Here is a 24,284-nt window from a genome sequence, read left to right as displayed (position 1 = left end):
GCCGCGGGCCTCAGCGCTCGCGGCGGGACGGCAGCCGCCGGCGTCCCCCGTCCAGCGCCCGTCGCGCCGCGCGGCGCGCACGACGTGCCGCACCGGCGGCGAGGCGCACAGGGTCCCGGCGCTCGAGGGTCCGCTCGAGCCGGAGCACCTCCTCGCGCAGGGCGCGCAGCTCCTCGAGGATCCGCTCCTCGCTGCGCCCCACCAGGGTCTCGGTGGTCCGGGACAGGAACATCGGCAGCCCGAGGCCGTGCTCGGCGGTCCAGCGCTGCAGATGCCGCTCGGCCAGCACGGCGTCGTAGTGCCGATGCCCGCCGGCGAGCGCGTACATCGAGTTGCTGCCGGCGCCCACGGCGGTGGGCCGCTGCCGCCACTGGGCGAGCGGGCGGTCGAGGAAGCCCACCTCCCCGTGCTGCAGCAGCTCGAGGTGGAAGGCGTAGTCGCCCACGACGGGCAGGGACTCGTCGTAGGGCCCCACGATCTCGTGGACGCTCCGCCGGTGCAGCATGGCGATCGGCACGTGGCGGTTCACCGCGAGATAGTCGAGCAGCCGGACGCCCTCCAGCTCGGGCCAGGAGGGGAAGATCTCGTCCTCGACGAAGCCCGTGGGCGTCTCGTGCTCATGCACGATCAGCGTGCGCACCACCACGGCGTCCTGCTCGGGATGGGCGTCCAGGTGCGCGAGCGTCTCCTGCAGGAAGGTCGGGTGCCAGGTGTCGTCGTCGTCATGGAGCACCACGGCCGCCGCCGTGCTCTCGCGCAGGCCGTGGTTGCTGGCCGCCTCCATCCCGGTCGAGCGCGCCCGGTGGATCACCCGGACCCGGCCGTCGGCCTCGGCGGCGTAGCGGGCCGCGAGCGCATCGACCGCGGCGGCGTCGCCGGCGTCGTCGACGATCACCAGCTCCCAGTCCTGCCGGGTCTGGGCGAGCACGTCCTGGACGGCACGGTCCAGCAGGCGGGGCCGGTCGCGGGTGCGCAGGATGATCGCGGCCGACGGGCCGGCCGCCGCGGCGCCGGCCGCCGACCCCGCGCTCCCGACGGTGCGGGTCCAGGGGGCGAGCTGCGCACGCAGCGCGGGCTCCCAGCGCTGCACGGGCTCGATGCCGGCGCCGCGCGGGTCCTCGAGGTCCTCCGGGACCGTGCCGTCCAGGGACCGGACCACACGGTCCCACCAGTCCTCGACCGCGCCGAGCAGTCGGGGACGGCGGCCCGCGAGCGCGGCGGTCTCGGCCTCCCGGCCGGCCACCAGGGCCTCGGCCACGGGGCCGACCAGGTCCGAGGCGCCCCCGGTCCGCGGGTCCCACAGCGCGGCGAGCGGCACCGCGCCCCCGGCCAGCCCCGCGGTGCGAAGGGCGCCGTCCATGCGGGAGGCGCCGTAGCGGTTCAGGGGCAGGGCCAGCACGGAGGACCCGGCGGCGGCGCCGAAGACCACCGGGTGGAAGCGCGTGGTGATCACCCAGGCCGCGGCGGTGGTGCGAGCGGCGGAGACCGTGTCCGGCTCGATCGGGAGCACCGTCGACGGGACGCGCAGGCGCTCGGCGACCTCGGCGTGCAGCGCCAGGTCGCCGCCGCCGACGTCGGGATCGGCCATGTGCGGGACCAGCTCGACGCGCGCGCCGGTGCGCTCGACGAGCTGCTCGATCACCGCGCAGACCACGGCGACGTAGTCCTCGCGCGGGAAGGGCTCGCCGTCCCCGCCCAGGGTGACGCTGAGCAGCTCGGGGTCCGGAGCCGCGCTCCCCTCCGCCAGACCGATGCCGGTGGCGTCGTCCGCGGTGTGCACGAGGGCGGGGTGCCCGGGCCGCAGCGCCCGCGCGCGGCGCGCGCTGCCCGCGTCCCGCAGCCCCACCAGGGTGCACAGGTCCAGCAGCTCCCCCACGCTCTCGCGATCGGCGTCGGTGAGCTCGGGGCCCAGGCTCTGCCCGGTGAGCACCACCGGCTTCCCGAGCGCGCGGGCCACCAGCGCCGTCGCCAGGCGCTCGTCGAGCAGCCAGCCGTAGCGGGAGGTGAGACTGCCGCCGCCCCCGATCACCAGGGCGTCCACGGCGCGCAGCTGCTCGATGATCCCGAAGAGCTTGTCCTCCGCGGGGAGCGCGCCGCGATCACCGGCGAGCACACGGCGGATCTCCCCGAGATAGCGGGCACGGTCCTCGAGCGGCCACGGGAAGGTCAGCGCCGGGATGCTCGCCGCCGGGGCGGTGCCGCCCGGCCCGTACTTCTCGTGGCGCGAGATGCGCACCACCTCGACGCCGCGCGCCTCCAGGCGGGCGGCGCTCATCGTCGCGATCGCCTCGTCACCGACGTGGTAGACGGTCTGATCGACATCGCACAGCAGGGCGACCCTCACCGCAGCTCCTCTCCGGCGGGCCGGACCGTCCCCGGTCAGATCCCGCGATGCTCCATCCAGCGGATCATGAAGGCCGCCATCGCGTCACGGCCGATCGGCGCCCGCGGCCGGAACGTGCCGTCGGGCCATCCGGTGGTGATCCCCGTGTCCGCCAGCCAGGTGATCTCCCGTGCGAACTGGTGGTTCGACGGGACGTCCCGGAAGGGGCTCGAGGTCCCGGACGCGGGCTTCCCGGAGGCACGGTACAGGAAGGCGGCCAGGGCGCCGCGCTCGATCGACGCGGTGGGACGGAAGGTGCCGTCCGGCCACCCCTCGACGATGCCCTGGGCATGCGCCCAGGTGATCTCGCGGTAGTACATGCGGTCCCGGGGCATGTCCCGGAACGGGGAGCGCGAGGGCGGGGAGAAGGAGGGCGAGCCCATGCTGCGGTAGATGAAGACCGCCATCGCGTCGCGCTGGATGGGCGAGAGCGGCCGGTAGGTGCCGTCGGGCCACCCCGTGGTGATGCCGCGCGCGGCGAGCTGCTCGATCTCGGCGCGGAACATGAGATCCGGCGGGACGTCGATGAAGCGGGAGTCGTGGAAGACGACCCGTCCGCCCATCTCGACCGCGGCACCCTGCTCGAAGCGCTGCACGGTCTGGGTCTCGCGGGTGAAGGCGGCGGAGGACGGCCGTCCCCACGAGGCCCGCCACTGCGCGGCCATCGGCGTCGCGTAGCCGCGGGCGTCGCCGCTCTCCTGGAGCACCAGACCCGAGGTGAGCACGGTCGCGGTGTAGCCGCCGGTGCGGTGCGCGCCCTTGACCACGGTGCCCAGCGCCGCGCCGCCGCCGGCGCCTTCGAAGGCGAGCAGATGCTCACGCCAGCCCGAGTCGAGGTAGCCCTGCGCCTCACGGCGGATCGTGCCGAGCTGGTCGTAGAGGCTGCGGCCCGGGCACTCGGTGTAGTTGACGTCGCGGTGGCCCAGCACCACCGGGAGCGAGACGGGCGTGCCCGCGGGGAAGCGGGTGCCGCTGCCCGGGGTCCAGGAGGCGGCGACGGAGGTGCTCGTGGTGAAGGTGCTCAGCAGCTTCCAGGCCACGATCCGGGAGAGCGCGGTGCGGGTGGCCGCCGGGACGGTGCGCGCGGTGTGGTCCCCCATCACGCACACGCCGAAGGAGCCGGTGTTGAAGCCGTAGGCATGGGCGCCGATGATCGAGCGGTGCAGGCCCCCGCTGCGGCCCTCGAAGATCCGGCCGTAGCGGTCCACGAGGAGGTTGTAGCCGATGTCCGCCCAGCCCAGCGTGCGGGTGTGATACGCGTGGATGCCGCGGAGGATCTGGGCGGACTGGGTCGCGCTGTAGTCGTTGGTGCCGGCGGAGTGGTGGATGACCACGGCCTTCAGCCGCTCGGCCCCGCGCGTCCCGCGGACCACGGACTCGTCGGCGCCCCAGGAGGCCCGACTGACATAGCTCGGGGCGCCCGGGCCCAGCGCCGGTGTGGCCGGATTGGCGGCCGTGCTCGCGGACCGCAGGGCAGGCTGCTGCTGCGGCTCGGTCCCGGCCTCCTCCTCGAGCTGGTCGACCTGCTCGTCGAGGGCGGCCTGCGAGGTGGTCACGACATGCGCGGTGAGCACCTCGGAGACGTCGCTGCCGTCCAGCTCCGCCCGGATCTGCAGGCCCGTCACGTCACCCATCCAGGCGACCTCGGTGCCGGTCGCGAGCTCCCCGGTCTCGGGATCCTCGGCGGGCTCGAGCGGGCACCACGGCGACCAGCCGCCGTCCTCGGCGAGCAGGCCGCGCGCCTGCACCTCCGGGGCCTCGACGTCCGCCGGCCAGGTCACCCCGACCATGGTGGCAGGCTGCTGCGCCAGCTCTCGCACCTCCGTGCCCTCCGCCTCGACGAGCGGTGCGTCGGCGAGGGGGATGTCCAGGATGCGGGTCTCACCGCCCGTGACCGCGGGATCGGCCGGATCGGCGGGACGGGCAGGATCCGCGGCGGCGGGGGCGCCGCCGAGCGCCGCCGCGACCGGGACACCGACGGCCGTGGCCGCCAGCAGCGCGCGGCGCGAAGGACCGGTGCGCGCGGGGAGCGGCGATGCATCGCCCGGGACGCGGGTCGGGCGGGCGGGGAGGGCGTGGCGATCGGACACGGGGCGGCTCCGGATCTCTGGGGACAGGGCGTCGAGCGGGGGGCACCGTCGATCGGTCCCGCACGCACGGCCGTCCGCCGAGCGCGATCGGGCCCTGGCGACATCACGCCCCCGGTGGTGACGATAGCGGGACGGGCAACCGTTCTCCGCCCTGCCGGGTCACGAATCGGAATCGGTCCGGACCGACGACGAGGGCGGGCCGTCGGGGTTCCCCCGGCGACCCGCCCTCGCGGCGATCGTCCTCGGACGATCAGGCGTTGCTGTCCTCGGTGCCCTCGGCAGCCTCGGCGCCCTCGGCCGGCGCGGCGTTCTTGGCGGCGCCCTCGGCCTCCTTCACGACGGCCTGCTTCGGGGAGTACTCCTCGGTGACCAGCTCGATGACGGCCATGGGAGCGTTGTCGCCCTTGCGCGGGCCGATCTTCGTGATGCGGGTGTAGCCGCCCGGACGCTCGGCGAAGGTCGGCGCGATCTCCTCGAACAGCGAGTAGACGACGCCGCGGTCGCGGATGGTGCGCATGACGCGACGGCGGGAGGCCAGATCGCCCTTCTTCGCGAAGGTGACCAGGCGCTCGGCGTAGGGGCGCAGGCGCTTGGCCTTGGTCTCGGTGGTGGTGATCGCCTTGTGGCGGAACAGCTCGGTCGCGAGTCCCGCGAGGATCATCCGCTCGTGAGCGGGGGATCCGCCGAGGCGCGCGCCCTTGGTGGGTGCAGGCATGGTCGTTCTCCTAGATGAAAAAGAGGAAGGTCAGTACTGGTCGCCGAAGTCGTCGGAGTAGGTCTCGATGGCCGACGGGTCGAAGCCGGCCGGGGAGTCCTTCAGCGACAGACCGAGATCGGCGAGCTTCGCCTTGACCTCGTCGATGGACTTCTGGCCGAAGTTGCGGATGTCGAGCAGATCGGCCTCGGAGCGGGCGGTCAGCTCGCCGACGGTGTGGACACCCTCGCGCATCAGGCAGTTGTACGACCGCACCGTGAGATTGAGGTCGTTGATCGGCAGCGCCAGATCGGCGGCCAGCGCCTGGTCCGTGGGCGAGGGGCCGATCTCGATGCCCTCCGCCTCCTGGTTCAGCTCGTGCGCCAGGCCGAACAGCTCGACCAGGGTCTTGCCGGCCGAGGCCACCGCATCGCGCGGGGTGATGGCCGGCTTGGTCTCGACGTCGACGATCAGCTTGTCGAAGTCGGTGCGCTGCTCGACACGCGTCGCCTCGACCTTGTAGGTCACCTTCAGCACAGGCGAGTAGATCGAGTCGACCGGGACCCGGCCGATCTCGCCGTCGATCCCCTTGTTCTGCGCGGCGGAGACGTAGCCGCGACCGCGCTCGACGATCAGCTCGATCTCCAGACGGCCCTTCTCGTTGAGGGTCGCGATGTGCAGGTCGGGGTTGTGGATCTCCACACCGGCCGGCGGGGTGATGTCCGCGGCGGTGACGCGGCCGGAGTCCTCGCGGCGCAGGTACATCACGACCGGCTCGTCGTTCTCCGAGGAGACGACGAGGTTCTTGATGTTGAGGATGACCTCGGTGATGTCCTCCTTGACCCCGGGGACGGTGCTGAACTCGTGCAGCACGCCGTCGATGCGGATCGAGGTGACTGCGGCGCCGGGGATGGAGGACAGCAGGGTGCGGCGCAGGGAGTTGCCGAGGGTGTAGCCGAAGCCCGGCTCGAGCGGCTCGATGACGAACCTGGAGCGGTTGTCCGACACGACCTCTTCGGTCAGCGTGGGGCGCTGTGCAATGAGCACTGGTGATCCTTTCCGCGAGCGTCCGCCATATGACGCTCAGAAGGGGGCGATGGGCCTAGAAGGTGGATGGTGTCCAGGGTGCCGGGCGCGGCGGCCGCCCGCCCGGCACGGGACGGCCGGGGCGGACGGGCGGGGCCGTCGCCCCGGCCGACGGGTCAGACGCGGCGGCGCTTGGCCGGGCGGGTGCCGTTGTGCGGCTGCGGGGTGACGTCCTGGATCGAGCCGACCTCGAGGCCGGTCGCGGTGAGCGAGCGGATCGCCGTCTCGCGGCCGGAGCCCGGACCCTTGACGAAGACGTCGACCTTCTTCATCCCGTGGTCCTGCGCCTGACGCGCGGCGGACTCGGCGGCCATCTGCGCGGCGTACGGGGTCGACTTGCGCGAGCCCTTGAAGCCGACCTGTCCGGCCGAGGCCCAGGAGATGACGGCGCCGGTCGGGTCCGTGATGGACACGATGGTGTTGTTGAACGTGCTCTTGATGTGGGCCTGGCCGTTGACGATGTTCTTCTTGTCCTTGCGGCGCGGCTTGCGCGCAGCGGCCTGACGGGTCTTGGTTGCCATGCGGCAGAACTCCTCTGGTGGTTTCGGGGTGCGCCGGATCCCTCAGCGGCGCGAAGTGACTGCGGGTCCCCTCGGGAGGGAACCGGGCGGCCGATTCAGCGGCGAGCGCTGATCAGCGAGCCTTCTTCTTGCCGGCGACCGTGCGCTTGGGGCCCTTGCGGGTGCGCGCGTTGGTCTTCGTGCGCTGACCGCGCACGGGCAGGCCGCGGCGATGGCGCAGGCCCTGGTAGCTGCCGATCTCCACCTTGCGGCGGATGTCGGCGGCCACCTCGCGGCGCAGGTCACCCTCGACCATGTAGTGCGCCTCGATGTGATCGCGGAGCTGGACGAGCTCCTCGTCGCTCACCTCGCGCACGCGCTTGTCGCCGGAGACGCCGGTTGCGGCCAGGGTCTCCAGGGCGCGGGTGCGTCCCACGCCGAAGATGTACGTCAGGGCGACCTCGAGGCGCTTCTCGCGCGGAAGGTCGACTCCCACCAGACGTGCCATGTGCAGATTCTCCTACTGTCTCGGAGGCCTGATCCGACACCTCGCCCGGGTCTGTTCCCTGGGCGCCGCAGCCTCCGTTCTGCGGGTGGCCGGCTCGCGCCGGTGGTGTCGACTCTTCTCTTGTGTGTGCCCGCGATGCGGGCGTGCCCTTCAGGGGCGGGGTGCCGCACGGGGCGGCGTGCCACGGCAGGACCGGGGCCGGCGGAGTGCTCCGCTCAGCCCTGGCGCTGCTTGTGACGGGGGTTCGAGCAGATGACCATGACGCGCGAATGGCGACGGATCACCCTGCAGTTGTCGCAGATCGGCTTGACGCTCGGCTTGACCTTCATAGCTTTCCTTCTCCCGGGACGATCACTTGTAGCGGTAGACGATGCGGCCCCGGTCGAGGTCGTAGGGGCTCAGCTCGACGACCACTCGGTCCTCGGGAAGGATGCGGATGTAGTGCTGGCGCATCTTCCCGGAGATGTGCGCGAGCACCTTGTGCCCGTTGTCGAGCTCCACGCGGAAGCGCGCGTTAGCGAGCGCCTCCGTGACCGTACCCTCGACCTCGATCACGCCGTCCTTCTTCGCCATGCCTCCCCAATCTCTCGCCTCCGGTGTCCCCGGGGGTCGAGTTCCGCGTTCCGCATTGTCGGACCATGCTCACCGACCGTCGGGTGACGGTACGGTGGTCAACGAGGGTGGCGCCGCAGCACAGGCCGGCCTCGCGGTACGACACGGCGGAAGCCGGTCGACCAGTCGGCGCGACGGGACTGCACGACAGCGCGCGGAACGACCGACGCGGCGGAGCACACCCGATGAATCAGCCTACACGGGAGCTGCGGAAACAGCGAGGGGCCGGGGTGATGACCCCGGTCACTCCCCCGCGGACGCGAGCGGATCCCGCGCGGCGACCACGCCGCGGCGCGCCAGCTCGGCCGCTCCGCCGTCTCCCGCCGTCAGCACCAGCAGCCCCTCGGCCGTGACCGCCACCGAGTGCTCGGCGTGCGCCGCCCGGCCGCCGGCGCTCGCGCGCACGGTCCAGTCGTCGGGCTCGAGCACCCAGTTGCCCGGACCCTGGATCAGCATCGGCTCGATCGCCAGGCACATGCCCGGGCGGACGCGCGGTCCCCGCGAGCGCGTGCGGTAGTTCATGACGTCGGGCGCCTGGTGCATGGCGCTGCCGATGCCGTGGCCCCCGAAACCCTCCAGGTGCGACAGGGAGTCCCCGGCCGCGTCGGCGACGAAGTCCTCGATCGCGGCGCCGACCTCCCCCACCCGATCGGCCGTCGCGAGCGCGGTGATGCCCGCCCACAGCGCGTCCTCGGTGATCCGCACCAGCTCCCGGTCCGCCACGGAGCGGGGCTCGCCCACGATGTGGGTGCGGGCGGCGTCGGAATGCCAGCCGTCGATGATCAGGCCGCCGTCGATGGAGACGATGTCCCCCTCCTCGAGCCGGCGGTCGTCGGGGATGCCGTGCACCACGACCTCGTTGACGCTGATGCACAGCGTCGCCGGGTAGCCGTGGTAGCCGAGGAAGTTCGGGACGGCGCCCTCGTCGCGGATCATCGCGTGGGCGAGATCGTCGAGCTCGTTGGTCGTGATGCCGGGGCGGATGGCCTCCGCGAGCATCTCGTGCACGCGATGCAGCAGCGCTCCGCTGCGGCGCATCACCAGGATCTGCTCGGGAGTCTTGAGCTCCACCTTCTCCGGCAGGATGCTCATCGCGTCGCGAGGGCCTCGCGCAGGGACTGGGTGACCTCGTCGATCGAGGCCATCCCGTTGACGCGGCGCACCAGGCCTCGACGGTCGTAGACGTCGATCAGCGGAGCGGTCTGGTCCGCGTAGACCTCGAGACGGCGGCGGATCGTCTCCTCGGTGTCGTCGCTGCGGCCGGACTCGGCGCCCCGCGCCACGAGCCGCTGGACGACCTCCTCGGCGTCGACCACGAGCAGCAGGACGCAGTCCAGCGCGCTGCCGAGCTCGGTGAGCATGCCGTCGAGGGCCTCGACCTGGTCGAGGGTGCGGGGGTAGCCGTCCAGCAGGAAGCCGTCCTGCGCGTCGTCCTCCGCGAGGCGGGAGCGCACCATGTCGTTGGTGACGGAGTCCGGCACGTACTCGCCCTTGTCCATGTAGGACTTCGCGAGCAGGCCCAGCTCCGTCTGCCCGGAGACGTTGGCGCGGAAGATGTCGCCCGTGGAGATCGCCGGGATGGAGAGCTCCTCCGCGATGCGGGCGGCCTGGGTGCCCTTGCCGGCCCCGGGCGGGCCCACGATGAGCAGGCGGCGCGCGGCAGGGGCCTCGGCCTGGGGCGAGGTGGCGTCGGTGGAGGGGGTGGTCACCGGAGAATCCCTTCGTAGTGATGCTGCTGGAGCTTCGCGTCGATCTGCTTCACGGTGTCGAGGCCCACGCCGATGATGATCAGCAGGGAGACACCGCCCAGCGGGAAGTCCTGCGAGGTGCCGAGGTAGACGAGGGCGACCAGCGGGATCAGGCAGATGATGGCGAGGTAGACCGCGCCGGCGGACTGGATCCGGTTGATCACGTAGCGCAGGTACCGCTCGGTCGGCTTGCCGGCGCGGACGTTGGGGATGAAGCCCCCGTACTTCTTCATGTTGTCCGCGATCTCCTCGGCGTTGAACGTGATCGACACGTAGAAGAACGCGAAGAAGGTGATCAGGCCGACGTACACGACGGCGTAGATCCAGGAGAACGAGATGCCCATGACCAGGTTCTCGTTGATCCACTGCACCCAGCCGGCCTCGGGGTCGCCGAAGGAGGCGGCCATCTGCGGCAGGGCGAGGATCGAGGCCGCGAAGATCACGGGGATCACGCCGGCCTGGTTGACCTTGATCGGGATGTAGGTGGAGGTGCCGCCGTACATGCGTCGGCCCACCATGCGCTTGGCGTACTGCACCGGGACCCGGCGCTGGGACTGCTCGACGAAAACCATGCCGATCATGACGACCAGCGCCATGAGGATGACCAGCAGGAAGACGAGCCAGCCCTGGAGCTGCCAGACCTGGCCCATGGAGGCCGGGAAGGAGGAGGCGATCGACGTGAAGATCATCAGGGACATGCCGTTCCCGATGCCGCGCTCGGTGATCATCTCGCCCATGAACATGATCAGCACGGTGCCGACCGTCATGGTCAGCACCATGATCAGCAGGGTCGGGATCGACTCGTCGGTGAACAGCTCCAGCTGACAGCCGACGAAGAAGTTGCCCGAGCGCACCAGCGTGATGATGGTGGTCGACTGCAGGACGCCCAGACCGATGGTGAGGTACCGGGTGTACTGCGTGAGCTTGGCCGTGCCGGAGGCGCCCTCCTTGTGGAGGGCCTCGAAGCGCGGGATCACCACGCGCAGCAGCTGCACGATGATCGAGGCGGTGATGTAGGGCATCACGCCGAGGGAGAAGACGGAGAGCTGCAGCAGCGCGCCGCCGGAGAACATGCTGACCATGCCCAGCGCGTTGGCGCCCTGTCCGGCGGCGGCCTGGTCCGCGCACCGCATCACGTTGGTGGCGTCGAACCCGGGGGTGGGGACGAAGACACCGAGGCGGTAGATCGCGATCAGGCCGAGCGTGAAGAGGATCTTCGCTCTCAGCTCGGGGGTGCGCAGCGCGCGCACGAACGAGTTCACGTGGTTCCCTCCTGGAGGTCCGGGGACAGGACCAAGGCTGTCACGGTCCATCCCGGTGCCGCGCCGGCGGCGCGACGATCGGACCGGCCCTGATAAGACGACGGGGCACCGCGGCACAGATTATTCTGCGCCGCGGTGCCCCGTCAAAAGAGACTCACGCGGTAGTGACGGACCCGCCAGCCGCCGCGATCTTCTGCTCCGCCGAGGCGGAGAACTTCTGCGCGGTGATGTCGAGCTTGACGCTGACATCGCCGGTCCCCAGCACCTTCACGGGCTGGTTCTTGCGCACGGCACCCTTGGCGACGAGGTCCTCGACGGTGACGGTGCCACCCTCGGGGAAGAGCTCCTGCAGGGTCGCGAGATTCACGACCTGGAACTCGACGCGGAACGGGTTCTTGAACCCGCGCAGCTTGGGGAGCCGCATGTGGAGCGGGACCTGGCCGCCCTCGAAGCCGGCCGGCACCTGATAACGGGCCTTCGTGCCCTTGGTGCCGCGACCGGCGGTCTTGCCCTTGGAGGCCTCACCACGGCCGACGCGGGTGCGCGCGGTCTTGGAACCGGGCGCGGGGCGCAGGTCGTGGAGCTTCAGAGGGCTCTGGTTGGAATCAGTCATGTCAGTCCACCTCTTCGAACGTCACCAGGTGGGTGACGGTGCGGATCATGCCGCGGATCTCCGGGCGATCGTCCTTCACCACCGTGTCACCGATGCGCTTGAGGCCGAGGCCGCGCAGGGTGGCTCGCTGGCTCTTGGTGCCGCCGATGTCGGAACGGACCTGGGTCACCTTGATCTGCATCAGGCACCCACCTTCTCCGCACGGGCCGCGGCGCGGCCCTCGGCCTGGGCCCGCAGGAGCGCCGCCGGGGCGACGTCCTCGACCGCGAGGCCACGACGTGCGGCCACGGCCTCCGGCTCCTCGAGCTGCTTGAGGGCGTCGACGGTGGCCCGCACGATGTTGATCGCGTTGCTCGAGCCGAGCGACTTGGAGAGCACGTCGTGCACTCCGGCGCACTCCAGCACGGCGCGGACCGGGCCGCCGGCGATCACACCGGTGCCCGGGGCCGCGGGGCGCAGCAGGACGACGCCCGCCGCATCCTCGCCCTGGACCTGGTGCACGACGGTGCCCTGGATGCGCGGGACGCGGAAGAAGTTCTTCTTCGCCTCCTCGACACCCTTGGAGATCGCCGAGGGGACCTCCTTCGCCTTGCCGTAGCCGACGCCGACCGTGCCGTCGCCGTCACCGACCACCACGAGGGCGGTGAAGGAGAAGCGACGGCCGCCCTTGACGACCTTGGAGACGCGGTTGATGCTCACGACGCGCTCGAGGAACGCCGACTTCTCGGCATCCTGTCCGCGGCCGCGACCACCCTGTCGACCGCCGCGGTCGCCGCCCTGGCGACCACCGCGATCATTGCTGTTGGTGGTGGAGTTGTCGTCCCGCCGGCCGGAGGCCGCGGGACCGTTGTTCCGCTGCTGTGCAGCCATATTCAGATCCTCTTCTCGTCCTGTGTCCGGGGGGCGATCACAGCGCCAGGCCGGCCTCGCGGGCGCCGTCGGCGACGGCGGCCACACGGCCGTGGTACTTGTTGCCGCCGCGGTCGAACACGACGGCGTCGATCCCGGCGGCCTTGGCGCGCTCGGCGACCAGAGCACCGACGGTGCGCGCCTTGTCCGTCTTGGGGGCCGAGGTCGAGCGCAGATCCGACTCCATGGTCGAGGCCGACGCGATGGTCTTGCCCAGGGCGTCGTCGACGACCTGCACGAAGACGTGGCGGGTCGAGCGGGTGACCACCAGGCGCGGACGCTGGGCGGTGCCGATGACACGACGACGGACGCGCAGGTGACGGCGGCCGCGCGTGCGCAGACGGCTCCCGGGCTTGCCCTTGGTGTGCTTGAGTGCGTACCCCATGGTCACTTACCAGCCTTTCCGGCCTTGCGGAGCACGGCCTCGTCGGCGTACCGAACACCCTTGCCCTTGTAGGGCTCGGGGGGACGGATCCCACGGATCTTCGCGGCGACCTGGCCCACCCGCTGCTTGTCGATGCCGCTGACCGAGAACTTGCTCGGGGACTCGACGCTCAGGGTGATGCCCTCGGGGGCCTTCACCGTGACGGGGTGGGAGAAGCCGAGCGCGAACTCGAGGTCGGTGCCCTTCGCGGTCACACGGTAGCCCGTGCCCACGATCTCCAGCTTCTTCTCGTAGCCCTCGGTGACGCCGAGGACGATGTTGTTGACGAGCGTGCGGGTCAGACCGTGCAGGGCACGGCTGTTCTGCTCGTCGTCGGGGCGGACGATGACGAGGGAGCCATCCTCCGCGCGCTCGATGCTCAGGGGCGCCGGCACCTCGTGCGAGAGCTCACCCTTGGGGCCGGTCACCGTGATGGTGCTGCCATCGATGGTGACGTTGGAGACGGACGACGGCACGGGGACCGGTCGGATTCCGATGCGGGACATAGTTGTTCTCCTCTCCCGCTCACCAGATGTAGGCGAGGACTTCCCCACCCACACCCTTGTTGGCAGCCTGCCGGTCGGTCAGCAGGCCGGAGGACGTGGACAGGATCGCCACGCCCAGGCCGCCGAGGACCTTGGGCAGATTGGTGGACTTCGCGTATACACGCAGGCCGGGCTTCGAGATGCGGCGGATCCCGGAGATGGCACGCTCACGGCTGTCGGAGTACTTGAGCTCGAGGACGAGCACGGAGCCCACCTCGGCCTCTTCCTCGCGCCAGCCGAGGATGTAGCCCTCTGCCTTCAGGATGTCCGCGATGCGGGCCTTCAACTTCGAGTACGGCATGGACGCGGTCTCGTGGTACGCCCCGGAGGCGTTACGGATCCGCGTGAGCATGTCCGCGATCGGGTCGGTCATGGTCATGTCTGTTGCTTCTTCCTCACCTGGTTTCCCGCGGTCGCGATGAGTGCGACGCGGGACCTCTGGCGGTAGTCCTTACCAGCTGCTCTTGGTGACGCCGGGGAGCTCTCCGCGGTGAGCCATCTCGCGAAGGCAGACTCGGCAGAGACCGAACTTGCGGTAGACCGAATGCGGTCGGCCGCAGCGCTGGCACCGGGTGTAGGCGCGCACCGCGAACTTGGGCTTGCGCTCCGACTTCTTGATCAGGGCTGTCTTGGCCATATCAGTTCTCCTTGAAGGGGAAGCCGAGCAGCTTGAGCAGCGCGCGTCCCTCGTCGTCGGTCTTCGCGGTGGTCACGACCGTGATGTCCATACCGCGGACGCGGTCGATCTTGTCCTGGTCGATCTCGTGGAACATGACCTGCTCCGTGAGACCGAAGGTGTAGTTGCCGTTGCCGTCGAAGTGCTTCGGCGACAGCCCGCGGAAGTCGCGGATGCGCGGCAGCGCGGTGGACAGCAGACGGTCCAGGAACTCCCACATGCGCGCATTCCGCAGGGTGACGTGGGCACCGATCGGCATGCCCTCACGCAGCTTGAACTGCGCGATGGACTTGCGAGCCTTGGTGACCTGGGGCTTCTGACCGGTGATGGCCGCGAGGTCCTTGATCGCGCCGTCGATGACCTTCGAGTCGCGAGCGGCGTCGCCGACGCCCATGTTCACGACGATCTTGGTCAGACCCGGGACCAGCATGACGTTCTCGTAGCCGAACTGCTCGGTCAGCTGCGCCTTGATGGTCTCGTTGTAGGTGGCCTTCAGACGCGGGACCGGGGCTGCGGTCACAGTGTTGATCTCTGACATCAGATGTCCTTCCCGGAGCGCTTGGCGAAGCGGACGCGGACCTGCTTGGTGCGGCCGTTCTCGAGCTCGACGGTCTCGACGCGGTAGCCGACCTTGGTCGGCCTGTTGTCCTCCGGGTCGACCAGGGCGACGTTCGAGACGTGGAGGGGGGCCTCCCGCTGCTCGATGCCGCCCGCACCGCCGGCCTGGTCGGGCTTGACGTGGTGGGTGCGGCGGTTGATGCCCTCGACGAGCACGCGCTCGGTGTCGGGGAACACCTGCAGCACACGACCCTGCTTGCCCTTGTCGCCGGCCTCGAGGCCGCGCTTGGCGGCGGTGTCCGAGTCGCTGGTGCGACCGGTGATCACCTGGACGAGGTCGCCCTTCTTGATCTTCATCTTTGCCATATCACAGCACCTCCGGTGCCAGCGAGATGATCTTCATGAAGCGCTTGTCGCGCAGTTCCCGCCCGACGGGGCCGAAGATGCGCGTGCCGCGCGGCTCGCCGTCGGTCTTGAGGATCACCGCTGCGTTCTCGTCGAAGCGGATGTAGGAGCCGTCGGCACGACGACGCTCCTTGGACGTGCGGACGACGACGGCCTTGACGACGTCGCCCTTCTTGACGTTGCCACCGGGGATGGCGTCCTTGACGGTTGCCACGATGGTGTCGCCGATGCTGGCGTAACGGCGACCGGAGCCACCGAGAACACGGATGCAGAGAATCTCCTTGGCACCCGTGTTGTCGGCGACCTTCAGTCGCGACTCCTGCTGAATCACTCGTTCTCCTATCGTCTCACCGGTTCTCTTCCCGCCCGCGGGAGCGAGCCGGCCGAGCCTTGCGGAACGGAATGTGGACCTTGCCCGGCATCACCGCTGGTCGCCGAGGCGACATCGGGTGTCGCCGACGACGGGCGCCGGGCACCAAAAAACCCTCGACCGGACTCAGGCACTAGCGTGGAGAACGCGGAACGTTCGCTGTCTCGTACGAGGTCTCCGGTGAGGACGGATCTGGTGGTACCGGATCCTGCCGCGGATGTCCGCACCTGCACCACGAAGGTGCTCGCGCGCGGCCATCCGGCAACCGCTCAAGACTACGCGCCCGGGGCGGGGATGTCACGGGGTGGCACCGCGACGGGCGGTGTGTGCTTGCTCTCGCGCGCCGGCGGCGTCCCCTCGTCCCGCCGGGGCCGGGCCCCCTAGACTCGCCCCCATGATCGACATCGACGTCGCCCGACGGCTCCAGGACGCCGGCCTCCGCTGGGAGCCGGCCGAGGGGGACCTGTTCACCATCGACACCGAGGAGCTGCGCCACGAGGCGTTCATGCTCTCCTCCATGGTCGTCGAGCGCGGGCTCAGCCGGGTGGGCCGGCCCGTGCTGCGCTTCAACGGCACCACCGAGTGGGCGCTGGACTCCGTGGAGCAGGACGAGACGATCTGGCTGCCGCGGGAGGACCAGCTGCGCTCCGCGCTCGGCGGAGCCTTCCGCGCGCTGCATCGGGAGACCGACGGCACCTACGTGGTCACCCTCGCGGACGCCCCCGGTGCCCACGAGCGCCGGGAGATCCGCGCCCCGCACGCCGAGGATGCCTTCGCCGGCGCGCTCCTGGTGCACCTGACGCGCTGAGGCCCGCTCCCCCATCGGCCGGGGACGACGGAAGGGCCGGCCCCCCGTGGGGAGGACCGGCCCTTCTCAGATGCCGCTCGCGGTCACGCGGACCGCGGCGGGATCACTTGGCGCGCTCGATGATCTCCACCAGACGCCACCGCTTGGTCGCGGAGGTCGGGCGGGTCTCCATGAGGAGGACCTGGTCGCCGATGCCGGCGGTGTTCTCCTCGTCGTGGGCCTTGAACTTGCTGTGCTTGGTCGTGACCTTGCCGTAGCGCGCGTGCTTGACGCGCTCCTCGACCTGGACGACGACCGTCTTGTCCATCTTGTCGGAGACCACGTAGCCCCGGACGGTCTTCCGGTACGGGCGCTCGTGGGAGGACGCGTGCGCGCCCTCCTTCGCGGCGGCCGAGGTCTCGGCCTGGGTGTTCTCAGTCATCTCTGTTCCTCGCTTCGCGGTCACTCGGCGGAGCCGGGCGCCTGACGGATGCCCAGCTCGCGCTCGCGCAGGATCGTGTAGATCCGTGCGATGTCCTTCTTGACGGACCGCAGACGGCCGGAGCTCTCGAGCTGACCGGTGGCGGACTGGAATCGAAGCTTGAACAGCTCGTCCTTCGCCTTCGCCAGCTCCTCGGCCAGCTTGACGTCGTCCAGCTTGTCGAGTTCATCGGCGGTGAGCTTGGTCGCTGCCATCAGATGTCACCACTCTCTCGGCTCAGGATGCGGCACTTCATGGGGAGCTTGTGCATCGCCAGGCGCAGTGCCTCGCGAGCCACCTCCTCCTCGACGCCGGCGATCTCGAACATGACCCGTCCCGGCTTGATGTTGGCGATCCACCACTCGACGGAGCCCTTGCCGGAGCCCATGCGGACCTCGGCGGGCTTCTTGGTGAGCGGACGATCGGGGTAGATGTTGATGAACACCTTGCCGCCGCGCTTCATGTAACGGGTCATGGCGATACGCGCCGACTCGATCTGACGGTTGGTGACGTAGGCCGGCGCGAGCGCCTGGATGCCGTAGTCGCCGAACGCCAGGTCGGTCCCGCCCTTGGCCATGCCGCTGCGCGTCGGGTGGTGCTGCTTGCGGTGCTTGGTCCTGCGAGGGATCAGCATGTCGCTCAGGCCTCCGTTCCGGACTGCTGTGCGGGAGCGGCTGCCTGCTCGGCGGGAGCCGCGGCCGGAGCAGCGCTGGACTGCTCGGCGTTGTCCCCACGACGCGCGGTGGCGTTGCGCTCGTTACGACGGCCGCGCGGACGCTCGGCACGCGGGCCGCGTCCGCCGGAGCGGGGACCCTGCGAGGCGGCCTGCTGGGCCGCGAGCTCCTTGGCGGTGACGTCGCCCTTGTAGATCCACACCTTCACGCCGATGCGGCCGAAGGCGGTGCGGGCCTCGTAGAAGCCGTAGTCGATGTTCGCGCGGAGGGTGTGCAGCGGCACGCGCCCCTCGCGGTAGAACTCGTTGCGGCTCATCTCGGCGCCGCCGAGACGGCCGGAGACGGCCACTCGGATGCCCTTCGCGCCGGCGCGCTGCGCGGACTGCATGCCCTTGCGCATCGCACGACGGAAGGAGACGCGGGCGGCGAGCTGCTCGGCGATGCCCTGGGCGACCAGCTGTGCATCGGCCTCGGGGTTCTTCACCTCGAGGATGTTCAGCTGGATCTGCTTGCCGGTGAGCTTCTCCAGCTCGCCGCGCAGACGCTCGGCCTCAGCACCACGACGCCCGATGACGATGCCCGGGCGGGCGGTGTGGAGGTCGACGCGGACACGATCACGGGTGCGCTCGATCTCGACCTTGGAGATGCCGGCGCGCTCGAGGCCCGCGGACATGAGCTTGCGGATCGCGACGTCTTCCTTCACGTAGTCGCGATAACGCTGACCCTCCTTGGAGGAGTCGGCGAACCACCGGCTGCTGTGCTCCGTGGTGATCCCGAGGCGGAACCCGTTCGGATTGACCTTCTGGCCCATTCGGGACTCCTTACTTGTTCACGGGAGCGACCACCACGGTGACGTGGCTGGTGCGCTTCTTGATCTGGAAGGCTCGACCCTGTGCTCGCGGCTGGAACCGCTTCATGGTCGGACCCTCGTCGACATAGGCGGCGGAGACCACGAGCTCGCGCTCATCGAAGCGCTCCCCCGTCTGGTCTGCCTTCACCCGCGCGTTGGCGATCGCGGACTCGACGAGCTTGAGGACGGGCTCGCTGGCGGCCTGCGGGGCGAACCGCAGGGTGTCCAGGGCCTCGGCCGTGCTCTTGCCACGAATCAGGTCCACAACGCGGCGAGCCTTCATGGGCGACATGCGGAGGTACCGCACCTGCGCCTTGGCTTCCATTGCTGTCCTGCTTTCTTCTGGATGTCGGGACGTGCTGCCGCGCTGACCGGAGGTCAGCGGCGACGGCCCTTCTTGTCGTCCTTCTCGTGGCCCTTGAAAGTCCGCGTGGGAGCGAACTCGCCGAGCTTGTGACCGACCATCGACTCGGTGACGAACACCGTGACGTGCTTGCGGCCGTCGTGCACTGCGAAGGTGTGGCCCAGGAAGTCCGGCGTGATGACCGAACGACGCGACCAGGTCTTGATGAGGTTCTTGGTGCCCTTCTCGTTCTGGACGTCCACCTTCTTCTGAAGGTGATCGTCCACGAACGGGCCCTTGGCGATACTGCGAGGCATTGTCTCTGCTACTCCCTATCAGCGCTTCTTGCCGGTCCGACGACGGCGCACGATCAGCTTGTCGCTGTCCTTGCCCGGTCGACGGGTACGGCCCTCGGGCTGACCCCAGGGCGACACCGGATGACGACCACCGGAGGTGCGGCCCTCGCCGCCGCCGTGCGGGTGGTCGATGGGGTTCATGACGACACCGCGCACGTGGGGGCGCTTGCCCTTCCAGCGCATGCGGCCGGCCTTGCCCCAGTTGATGTTGGACTGCTCGGCGTTGCCCACCTCGCCGATGGTCGCGCGGCAGCGCGCATCGACGTTGCGGATCTCGCCGGACGGCATGCGCAGCTGCGCGTACGGCCCTTCCTTGGCGACCAGCTGCACGGAGGCGCCGGCGCTGCGGGCGATCTTCGCGCCGCCGCCGGGACGCAGCTCGATGGCGTGGATCACGGTGCCCAGCGGGATGTTGCGCAGGGGCAGGTTGTTGCCGGGCTTGATGTCCGCGCCGGCCCCGTTCTCGATCCAGTCGCCCTGACGCAGCTTGGCCGGCGCGAGGATGTAGCGCTTCTCGCCGTCCAGGTAGTGCAGCAGCGCGATGCGCGCGGTGCGGTTCGGGTCGTACTCGATGTGAGCGACCTTCGCCTTGACGCCGTCCTTGTCGTGACGGCGGAAGTCGATCACGCGGTAGGCCCGCTTGTGGCCGCCGCCCCGGTGACGGGAGGTGATACGACCGTTGCTGTTGCGGCCGCCGGACTTGCTCAGCGGGCGCACCAGCGACTTCTCCGGCGTGGACCGGGTGACCTCGACGAAGTCGGCGCCACTCGAGCCGCGACGACCGGGGGTGGTCGGCTTGCTCTTACGAATTGCCATGTGGGTTTCCCTCAGACTCTCTTCGGCTCCTCGGACATCGGTCGCCTCAGGCGACCGACCCTCCGAAGATGTCGATGGCTCCGTCCGTCAGGGTGACGATGGCGCGCTTGGTGTCCTTGCGCTTGCCGGTCCCGAAGCGCGTGCGGCGCGACTTGCCCTGACGGTTGATCGTGTTCACCGAGGAGACCGTGACGTCGAAGATCTTCTCGACGGCGATCTTGATCTCGGTCTTGTTGGCGTCGGCAGCCACCAGGAAGGTGTACTTGCCCTCGTCCATCAGCCCGTAGCTCTTCTCGGAGACGACCGGGGCCAGCAGGACGTCGCGCGGATCCTTGTTCAGCGAGGTCACTTCGACTCCTCCTCGGCCGGGGTGGACTCCTTGACCGCGTTCACGAAGCCGGCGGCCTGCGCGGCCTCAGCGGTCGCGAACCAGACCTCGGCCTTGGTGCGGCCGTACCACGGGGAGTCCGGGGTGTGGAACTTCTTCGAGCCCTTGTTGCCCTTGATGGTGTAGCCCTCGGGAGCGGAGCCGTCGGCCAGCGCGGCCGCCGATCCCTCGCCGAAGGGGCCCTCCGCCACCGGGGCGGCGGGAGCGGCACCGGCCTTCGCCGCGGCGAAGGTCGAGGTGGGCAGGGTGAGGGTCGCCTGGGCCACGAAGTCCTCGAGCGCACCGGCGGTGAACACGACGTCGTCGGAGAGCATGACGTCGTAGGTGTTCACCTGGTCCGCGTACAGGACGTGGGCGGTGGGCAGGTTGCGGGTGCTCAGCGCGCCGCGGTCGTCGTCACGACGCACGACCACCAGCAGGTGACGGCGGTCGGAGAGGTGCGACAGGGTGGTGCGCGCCGCCTTGGTGGAGACGGCGTCGCCCTCGAGGAGCGAGGAGATCACGTGGACGCGGCCGTTGCGGGCCCGATCCGAGAGGGCACCGCGCAGGGCGGCGGCCTTCATCTTCTTCGGGGTGCGCTGGCTGTAGTCCCGCGGGACGGGGCCGTGGACGGTGCCGCCGCCGGTGAACTGCGGGGCGCGCAGGGAGCCCTGACGGGCACGACCGGTGCCCTTCTGCTTCCAGGGCTTCTTGCCGCCGCCACGCACCTCGGCGCGGGTCTTGGCCTTGTGGGTGCCCTGACGGGAGGCCGCCTGCTGGGCGACGACCACCTGATGGATCAGGGGCACGTTGGTCTGCACGTCGAAGATCGACGCGGGCAGCTCGACGGTGCCGGACTTCTTACCGGCCGGATCGAGCACGTCGACAGTCAGGTTCGCTGCCATCGGGCTCAGGCCTCCTTCGCGGGGCTCTTGACAGCCGAGCGGACGAGCACGAGGCCGCCCTTGGGGCCGGGGACGGCACCCTTGACGAGCACGAGGCCCTTCTCGACGTCGACCGCGTGAACGGTCAGGTTCTGGACACTGGTGCGGTCGCTGCCCATGCGGCCAGCCATGCGCTGACCCTTGAACACGCGACCGGGGGTGGAGGCGCCGCCGATGGAACCGGGCTTGCGGTGGTTGCGATGCGCGCCGTGGCTGGCGCCGACACCGGCGAACCCGTGGCGCTTCATGACGCCCGCGGTGCCCTTGCCCTTGGAGGTGCCGACGACGTCGACCTTCTGGCCGGCCTCGAAGATCGACGCGTCGATCTCCTGGCCGAGCGAGAACTCGGAGGCGTTGATCGTGCGCAGCTCGACGAGGTGACGGCGCGGGGTCACGCCAGCCTTCTCGAAGTGGCCCTTGAGCGGAGCCGACACCTTGCGGGGGTCGATCTGGCCGTAGGCGATCTGCACGGCGTCGTAGCCGTCGGTCTCGACGGAGCGGACCTGGGTGACGACGTTCGCACCGGTCTGCACGACGGTCACGGGCACGAGCTTTCCGTTCTCGTCCCAGACCTGGGTCATGCCGAGCTTGGTGCCGAGCACGCCGGACACCGGACGGGCCTTCTGCCCAGTCAGTTCGTTGCTCATCTTCACCACCCTCAGAGCTTGATCTCGATGTTGACATCCGCCGGCAGGTCGAGGCGCATGAGCGAGTCCACGGCCTTGGGCGTGGGATCGACGATGTCGATCAGTCGCTTGTGCGTGCGCATCTCGAAGTGCTCACGGGAGTCCTTGTACTTGTGGGGAGAACGGATCACGCAGAACACGTTCTTCTCCGTCGGCAGCGGCACCGGGCCCACGACCGTCGCGCCCGCGCTGGTGACCGTGTCGACGATCTTGCGCGCCGAGGTGTCGATCACCTCGTGGTCGTACGACTTGAGCCGGATGCGGATCTTCTGTCCCGCCATGGCGTCCTGTCTCTCTTCTCGTCTGGCATGGATGCAGCCTCCCCGACACCCGAGGACGGGCGTGTCGGCCTCTGCGGGGCACACGAGCCCAGCATGAGGCCGCCGAGTTCCGGCTGCTTCTGCGTCTGTTCCCTCGTCGCGATGCGCGGTCCGTGCCAGGGGCACAGTTCGCATCCTCGGGACGGACCTCATCCGGTGATCATTCGCCGAGGGATCCTCGGAGAACGGAACCGGGCATGTCGGCCCGCGCAGACAACTCGAACAGTCTGCCAGACGGCGAGCTCACCCCACAAGGGAGACGCCCGTGCACCCGGTCACAGATCACAGCACGTCACCGGCGCTCCGCGCGCAGGGGGCGGCGGGAGCGTCGCCGCTCACTTCATCGTGCCCGGACCCACCCCGCCCTGCAGCTGGCGCTGGAAGATCACGTAGACCACGAGCACGGGGATGACGGTGATGACGACCGAGGCGAACATGCCTCCCCAATCCACCTGGTAGCCCTGCTGCGCCTGGAGGTTCACCAGCCCCTGGGCGAGGACGTGGTTGCGACGATCGGTGTTCAGCACCAGCGGGAGCAGGTACTGGTTCCACAGACCCAGGAAGTTGAAGATCGCGACCGAGGCCAGCCCCGGCGTCGCCATCGGCAGCATCACCTGGAAGAAGGTGCGGAAGTCTCCGGCGCCGTCGATGGCCGCGGCCTCGCTGATCTCCTCGGGCAGGCTCGTGAAGAACGAGTGCAGGAAGAACACCGTGAAGGGCAGCGCGAAGGCGACGTAGGACAGGATGACGCCCACGAGCCCCATCCGCCCGTCCAGCAGCCCCATGTTCCGCAGCACGAAGAACAGCGGCACCACGGCGAGGAAGATCGGGAAGGTCAGCCCCGCGACCATGCCGAAGTAGATGATCCGGTTGCCGGGGAAGCGGTAGCGCGCCAGCACGTAGGCGCACATCGCCCCCAGCAGCATCACCACCACGAGCGCCGTGCCGACCACGATCAGGGTGTTGAGGAAGTACTCCCCGATCCGCGCCTCCTCCCAGGCACGGGAGTAGTTGGACAGCTGCGGGACCGCGGGCAGGCCGAAAGGGTCGGAGAGGATCTCGCGGGAGGTCTTCAGCGAGGTGTACACCGTCCACAGCAGCGGCAGGACCACCAGCAGCGCCCAGAGCGAGAGCACCACGTGATGCAGGGCCGTGAAGCCGGCGCCGTCACCCGCCCGAGATCCCCGCCCGCCGCGCCGCCGCGAGGCGCGCGGCCGCTCCGGCGCCCCAGGGGGTGGCGACGCCTCGGCCGAGGTGCCGACGGCGGTCATCGCTCCTCCCTCCGACTGCGGCCGAGGAGGATGACCAGCACCGCGACCAGCATCGTCACCACGGCCATGATGACGCCCATCGCGCTCGCCTCGCCGAAGCGGCCGTCGCGGAAGGCGGTCTGGTAGAGGTGCAGGGAGACCACCTTGGTGCTGTTGGCGGTGCCGCCGTTGGGGGTCATGACGGAGACGAAGGTGAAGGCGTCCAGCGCGAAGATCCCCATGTAGACCAGGGCGGTGGAGATGTTGTCGCGGACCATCGGCGCGACGATCTGCACGGCGCTGCGCAGGCGCCCGGCGCCGTCGATGCGGGCCGCCTCGAGCACCTCCTGCGGGATGGACTTGATGCCGGCGACGAACAGGACCATGTAGAACCCGACGAAGGTCCACACGATCGCGAAGCCGACGGCCGCCAGGGCGACCCGGGGATCACCGAGCCAGGCGGTGCTGATCGCGGGGACCGGCTGAGCTCCCAGCAGGGACAGCACCAGGTTCACGGGACCCAGCAGCAGGTTGAGGAAGCCGTTGAGCAGTCCGCCGCCCGGGTGATAGATGAAGTTGAACAGGATGCCGGTGATCACGGCAGGGATCGCGTAGGGGAAGAAGCTGATGATGCGGTAGAAGCCCGCGCCGCGCACCCCGCGGACCCCGCCGCGGGTGCTGCCGCCGATGGTCACCATGACCGCCAGCGCATACGCGAGCACGATCGTGACCAGGGGCAGCACGATGAGGAGCGCCAGGTTGTTGCGCAGTGACATCCAGAAGACGGCGTCCCCGGCGATCCGCGCGTAGTTCGCCGCCCCGATGAACTCCATGGACGGGCTGAGCCCGGACCAGTCCGTCAGGGAGTAGTAGAAGGACTGCGCGAAGGGCGAGACGACGAACATCAGATACACGGCCAGCGGGATCCCCAGGAAGACGAGGAAGAAGAGCATCCGCTCCACGCTCGGCACGCGTCGACGGCGGCGGGTTCCTCGCGAGGTCGCCGCCGCCGTCGTGCCCGGCCCGA

35 protein-coding genes are annotated in these 24,284 nt (G+C 69.9%); 1 reads left to right on the top strand and 34 read right to left on the bottom strand.

Translation table 11 applies throughout. The features are described from left to right. Positions 1-10 precede the first annotated feature (10 nt). From CXH06_RS03610 to rplN, 21 genes are all read right to left on the bottom strand, one after another. Complete coding sequence (locus CXH06_RS03610) at positions 11-2,344, bottom strand: glycosyltransferase (protein ID WP_114853771.1); 2,334 nt, start codon at positions 2,342-2,344, stop codon at positions 11-13. Between the two features lie 35 nt (positions 2,345-2,379). Next, a complete protein-coding gene (locus CXH06_RS03605) occupies positions 2,380-4,473 on the bottom strand; it encodes an S-layer homology domain-containing protein (protein WP_114853770.1) in 2,094 nt (697 codons plus the stop codon). A gap of 250 nt (positions 4,474-4,723) precedes the next feature. Then, positions 4,724-5,188 (bottom strand): 50S ribosomal protein L17, encoded by a 465-nt coding sequence (gene rplQ, locus CXH06_RS03600; protein WP_114853769.1) that lies wholly within the window; start codon positions 5,186-5,188, stop codon positions 4,724-4,726. A gap of 30 nt (positions 5,189-5,218) precedes the next feature. Next, positions 5,219-6,214 (bottom strand): DNA-directed RNA polymerase subunit alpha, encoded by a 996-nt coding sequence (locus CXH06_RS03595; RefSeq protein WP_114853768.1) that lies wholly within the window; start codon positions 6,212-6,214, stop codon positions 5,219-5,221. A 155-nt stretch (positions 6,215-6,369) separates the two neighbouring features. Continuing rightward, positions 6,370-6,774, bottom strand: a complete 405-nt coding sequence (gene rpsK, locus CXH06_RS03590; RefSeq protein WP_114853767.1) for a 30S ribosomal protein S11 — start codon at positions 6,772-6,774, stop codon at positions 6,370-6,372. 112 nt (positions 6,775-6,886) lie between these two features. Then, the gene (gene rpsM, locus CXH06_RS03585) at positions 6,887-7,261 is read right to left on the bottom strand and encodes a 30S ribosomal protein S13 (protein WP_114853766.1); all 375 of its coding nucleotides are present in this window, start codon (positions 7,259-7,261) and stop codon (positions 6,887-6,889) included. A 215-nt stretch (positions 7,262-7,476) separates the two neighbouring features. Beyond that, positions 7,477-7,590 carry a 50S ribosomal protein L36 gene (gene rpmJ / locus CXH06_RS03580; RefSeq protein ID WP_114853765.1) on the bottom strand — a complete coding sequence of 38 codons (114 nt, stop codon included), beginning with the start codon at positions 7,588-7,590 and terminating at the stop codon, positions 7,477-7,479. A gap of 22 nt (positions 7,591-7,612) precedes the next feature. Further along, positions 7,613-7,834 carry a translation initiation factor IF-1 gene (gene infA / locus CXH06_RS03575; protein WP_010532507.1) on the bottom strand — a complete coding sequence of 74 codons (222 nt, stop codon included), beginning with the start codon at positions 7,832-7,834 and terminating at the stop codon, positions 7,613-7,615. A gap of 282 nt (positions 7,835-8,116) precedes the next feature. After that, entirely contained in the window at positions 8,117-8,965 is an 849-nt protein-coding gene (map, locus tag CXH06_RS03570) for a type I methionyl aminopeptidase (RefSeq protein WP_114853764.1), read from the bottom strand. Beyond that, the gene (locus tag CXH06_RS03565; RefSeq protein WP_114853763.1) at positions 8,962-9,582 is read right to left on the bottom strand and encodes an adenylate kinase; all 621 of its coding nucleotides are present in this window, start codon (positions 9,580-9,582) and stop codon (positions 8,962-8,964) included. The genes map and CXH06_RS03565 overlap by 4 nt, the downstream gene beginning before the upstream one ends. After that, positions 9,579-10,883, bottom strand: coding sequence for a preprotein translocase subunit SecY (gene secY, locus CXH06_RS03560; RefSeq protein ID WP_114853762.1), 1,305 nt, complete (start codon positions 10,881-10,883; stop codon positions 9,579-9,581). The genes CXH06_RS03565 and secY overlap by 4 nt, the downstream gene beginning before the upstream one ends. Before the next feature lie 154 nt (positions 10,884-11,037). Continuing rightward, positions 11,038-11,496 carry a 50S ribosomal protein L15 gene (gene rplO, locus CXH06_RS03555; protein WP_114853761.1) on the bottom strand — a complete coding sequence of 153 codons (459 nt, stop codon included), beginning with the start codon at positions 11,494-11,496 and terminating at the stop codon, positions 11,038-11,040. Between the two features lies 1 nt (position 11,497). Continuing rightward, positions 11,498-11,680 (bottom strand): 50S ribosomal protein L30, encoded by a 183-nt coding sequence (gene rpmD / locus CXH06_RS03550; protein ID WP_157975593.1) that lies wholly within the window; start codon positions 11,678-11,680, stop codon positions 11,498-11,500. Next, positions 11,677-12,366 (bottom strand): 30S ribosomal protein S5, encoded by a 690-nt coding sequence (gene rpsE / locus CXH06_RS03545; protein ID WP_114853759.1) that lies wholly within the window; start codon positions 12,364-12,366, stop codon positions 11,677-11,679. Before rpsE ends, rpmD begins: the two co-directional genes overlap by 4 nt. A gap of 37 nt (positions 12,367-12,403) precedes the next feature. Then, positions 12,404-12,790 carry a 50S ribosomal protein L18 gene (rplR, locus tag CXH06_RS03540; protein WP_114853835.1) on the bottom strand — a complete coding sequence of 129 codons (387 nt, stop codon included), beginning with the start codon at positions 12,788-12,790 and terminating at the stop codon, positions 12,404-12,406. A 2-nt stretch (positions 12,791-12,792) separates the two neighbouring features. After that, complete coding sequence (gene rplF, locus CXH06_RS03535; RefSeq protein WP_114853758.1) at positions 12,793-13,335, bottom strand: 50S ribosomal protein L6; 543 nt, start codon at positions 13,333-13,335, stop codon at positions 12,793-12,795. A 19-nt stretch (positions 13,336-13,354) separates the two neighbouring features. Beyond that, positions 13,355-13,753 (bottom strand): 30S ribosomal protein S8, encoded by a 399-nt coding sequence (gene rpsH / locus CXH06_RS03530; protein WP_114853757.1) that lies wholly within the window; start codon positions 13,751-13,753, stop codon positions 13,355-13,357. Between the two features lie 72 nt (positions 13,754-13,825). Beyond that, positions 13,826-14,011 carry a type Z 30S ribosomal protein S14 gene (locus CXH06_RS03525; RefSeq protein ID WP_010550318.1) on the bottom strand — a complete coding sequence of 62 codons (186 nt, stop codon included), beginning with the start codon at positions 14,009-14,011 and terminating at the stop codon, positions 13,826-13,828. A gap of 1 nt (position 14,012) precedes the next feature. Then, entirely contained in the window at positions 14,013-14,588 is a 576-nt protein-coding gene (gene rplE / locus CXH06_RS03520) for a 50S ribosomal protein L5 (protein WP_114853756.1), read from the bottom strand. Then, positions 14,588-14,974 (bottom strand): 50S ribosomal protein L24, encoded by a 387-nt coding sequence (rplX, locus tag CXH06_RS03515; RefSeq protein ID WP_114853755.1) that lies wholly within the window; start codon positions 14,972-14,974, stop codon positions 14,588-14,590. The genes rplE and rplX overlap by 1 nt, the downstream gene beginning before the upstream one ends. 1 nt (position 14,975) lies before the next feature. Beyond that, positions 14,976-15,344 (bottom strand): 50S ribosomal protein L14, encoded by a 369-nt coding sequence (gene rplN / locus CXH06_RS03510; protein ID WP_109274686.1) that lies wholly within the window; start codon positions 15,342-15,344, stop codon positions 14,976-14,978. 433 nt (positions 15,345-15,777) lie between these two features. Between rplN and CXH06_RS03505 the strand changes: the two genes are divergently transcribed. Next, positions 15,778-16,191, top strand: coding sequence for a hypothetical protein (locus CXH06_RS03505; RefSeq protein WP_114853754.1), 414 nt, complete (start codon positions 15,778-15,780; stop codon positions 16,189-16,191). Positions 16,192-16,294: 103 nt separating this feature from the next. Here the strand turns inward: CXH06_RS03505 and rpsQ are convergent, their stop codons facing one another. The 13 genes from rpsQ to CXH06_RS03440 all read right to left on the bottom strand — a co-directional run bounded on the left by rpsQ (position 16,295) and on the right by CXH06_RS03440 (position 24,210). Beyond that, a complete protein-coding gene (gene rpsQ / locus CXH06_RS03500; RefSeq protein WP_114853753.1) occupies positions 16,295-16,612 on the bottom strand; it encodes a 30S ribosomal protein S17 in 318 nt (105 codons plus the stop codon). Positions 16,613-16,632: 20 nt separating this feature from the next. Further along, the gene (rpmC, locus tag CXH06_RS03495; protein ID WP_114853752.1) at positions 16,633-16,866 is read right to left on the bottom strand and encodes a 50S ribosomal protein L29; all 234 of its coding nucleotides are present in this window, start codon (positions 16,864-16,866) and stop codon (positions 16,633-16,635) included. Continuing rightward, entirely contained in the window at positions 16,866-17,285 is a 420-nt protein-coding gene (gene rplP, locus CXH06_RS03490; RefSeq protein ID WP_114853751.1) for a 50S ribosomal protein L16, read from the bottom strand. The genes rpmC and rplP overlap by 1 nt, the downstream gene beginning before the upstream one ends. 5 nt (positions 17,286-17,290) lie before the next feature. Further along, complete coding sequence (rpsC, locus tag CXH06_RS03485; RefSeq protein ID WP_114853750.1) at positions 17,291-18,136, bottom strand: 30S ribosomal protein S3; 846 nt, start codon at positions 18,134-18,136, stop codon at positions 17,291-17,293. A gap of 10 nt (positions 18,137-18,146) precedes the next feature. After that, positions 18,147-18,500 carry a 50S ribosomal protein L22 gene (gene rplV, locus CXH06_RS03480; protein WP_114853749.1) on the bottom strand — a complete coding sequence of 118 codons (354 nt, stop codon included), beginning with the start codon at positions 18,498-18,500 and terminating at the stop codon, positions 18,147-18,149. Between the two features lie 53 nt (positions 18,501-18,553). Further along, positions 18,554-18,835 carry a 30S ribosomal protein S19 gene (gene rpsS, locus CXH06_RS03475; RefSeq protein WP_114853748.1) on the bottom strand — a complete coding sequence of 94 codons (282 nt, stop codon included), beginning with the start codon at positions 18,833-18,835 and terminating at the stop codon, positions 18,554-18,556. Positions 18,836-18,853: 18 nt separating this feature from the next. Further along, entirely contained in the window at positions 18,854-19,690 is an 837-nt protein-coding gene (gene rplB, locus CXH06_RS03470; protein WP_114853747.1) for a 50S ribosomal protein L2, read from the bottom strand. Between the two features lie 46 nt (positions 19,691-19,736). Beyond that, entirely contained in the window at positions 19,737-20,039 is a 303-nt protein-coding gene (rplW, locus tag CXH06_RS03465) for a 50S ribosomal protein L23 (protein WP_114853746.1), read from the bottom strand. After that, entirely contained in the window at positions 20,036-20,962 is a 927-nt protein-coding gene (gene rplD / locus CXH06_RS03460) for a 50S ribosomal protein L4 (protein WP_114853745.1), read from the bottom strand. Before rplD ends, rplW begins: the two co-directional genes overlap by 4 nt. A gap of 5 nt (positions 20,963-20,967) precedes the next feature. Further along, a complete protein-coding gene (rplC, locus tag CXH06_RS03455) occupies positions 20,968-21,648 on the bottom strand; it encodes a 50S ribosomal protein L3 (protein ID WP_114853834.1) in 681 nt (226 codons plus the stop codon). 11 nt (positions 21,649-21,659) lie between these two features. Next, on the bottom strand, positions 21,660-21,968 hold the full coding sequence (rpsJ, locus tag CXH06_RS03450; RefSeq protein ID WP_087484116.1) for a 30S ribosomal protein S10: 309 nt from the start codon (positions 21,966-21,968) through the stop codon (positions 21,660-21,662). Positions 21,969-22,342: 374 nt separating this feature from the next. Beyond that, positions 22,343-23,278, bottom strand: a complete 936-nt coding sequence (locus CXH06_RS03445; protein ID WP_114853744.1) for a carbohydrate ABC transporter permease — start codon at positions 23,276-23,278, stop codon at positions 22,343-22,345. Next, positions 23,275-24,210: a carbohydrate ABC transporter permease gene (locus tag CXH06_RS03440; RefSeq protein ID WP_114853833.1), complete on the bottom strand. Its 936-nt coding sequence runs from the start codon at positions 24,208-24,210 to the stop codon at positions 23,275-23,277. The genes CXH06_RS03445 and CXH06_RS03440 overlap by 4 nt, the downstream gene beginning before the upstream one ends. Positions 24,211-24,284 lie beyond the last annotated feature (74 nt).

The sequence above is a fragment of the Brachybacterium sp. YJGR34 genome (assembly GCF_003347015.1).
Lineage (GTDB): Bacteria > Actinomycetota > Actinomycetes > Actinomycetales > Dermabacteraceae > Brachybacterium.
Note: the sequence above shows the minus strand (reverse complement) of the source record. Positions and strands in the feature narration are given on the sequence as shown.